Raw genomic sequence first — 1,058 nt, forward strand, 5'->3', positions numbered from 1 at the left:
GGCCCGCCACCGGGCCCGCCGTCGCCGCGGCGATGCGGGAGCGGGAGACATGGCCGGGCGCTGTGGCACCGGTGACGCGGTCTCCTCCGCTCGGGGGCACAGCGGTGCCGATGATCAGCAGTACTGATGATCAGTAGTGCTGAACGTGCTGGGGCGCGGTGCCGTGATGGCGATGTTCCGTGGTGCTGATGTTCGGCAGTGCTGACGATCGGTGGTGCTGAACAATGCGGGACGGGATGCCGTTTTCGGTAGGGGGATGGTCGCCCCGGGTGAGGGGGCGCTAGGGTCGGCTCCGTGAACGAGACCCCGCCCCCGCTGCGACCGGCGCGCGCCGCCGTGTCCGCCGGGGTGTGCACCGCGGTCTCGGCGGGCGGGCACATGCTCAGCTCCGCCCACGCGATCTCCCCGGCGGCGCTGGTCGCCGGGTTCGCGCTGCTCTTCGCGGCGGCCTGGGCGATGGCCGGGGCCGAGCGCCGCCTGGGCGCGCTCACCGGCTGGATGCTGTGGGGCCAGGGCGCCCTGCACCTGCTGTTCACGCTCACCGCCCCGAGCTCCGGTCACGCGGCCGCGGCGCACGCCGCCGGGGCGGCCGACCTGGGCGGGGGCGGGCTGAGCGCGACCATGGTCGCCGCGCACGCCGCCGCCGGGTGCGTCAGTGCCTGGTGGCTGCGCCAGGGCGAACGCGGGTTCTTCGACCTGCTCGGATTCCTGGGCGCCCTGCTGGTCGGGGTGCTGCTCGTGGTGCGGCCGCTGTCGGTGCCCGCCCTGCCGGGTGCCGCCGGGCGGTTCGCGGGCACCGACGAGCGTCCGCCCCGGCCCGCCCTGCTGCGCCACGTCCACGTGCGCCGCGGCCCGCCCGTCTCCTTCTGATCCCACGCCACTTTTGCGGCCGTGCGCGCCCTCGCGCCCGGCCCGCCTCCGGTGCACCCGCACCGGCCCCCGACGTGCCCGCGGCCCGCGCGCCGCGCCAGATCAGAAGGAACACCCCCGTGTCCAACGACACCTCCACAGCCGTGCCCGGATCCGAGCCCCCGGGCGGCCCCCGCCCCGTACCCGGT

General features: G+C 76.4%; 1 protein-coding gene. It reads left to right on the forward strand.

The features are described 5' to 3' along the window. Positions 1–294 precede the first annotated feature (294 nt). Positions 295–870: a hypothetical protein gene (locus tag ACJOT3_RS34580; protein ID WP_406977342.1), complete on the forward strand. Its 576-nt coding sequence runs from the start codon at positions 295–297 to the stop codon at positions 868–870. Positions 871–1,058: the final 188 nt, after the last annotated feature.

This window comes from Nocardiopsis protaetiae (assembly GCF_045446735.1).
In the GTDB taxonomy this organism is placed as follows: Bacteria; Actinomycetota; Actinomycetes; order Streptosporangiales; family Streptosporangiaceae; genus Nocardiopsis; species Nocardiopsis protaetiae.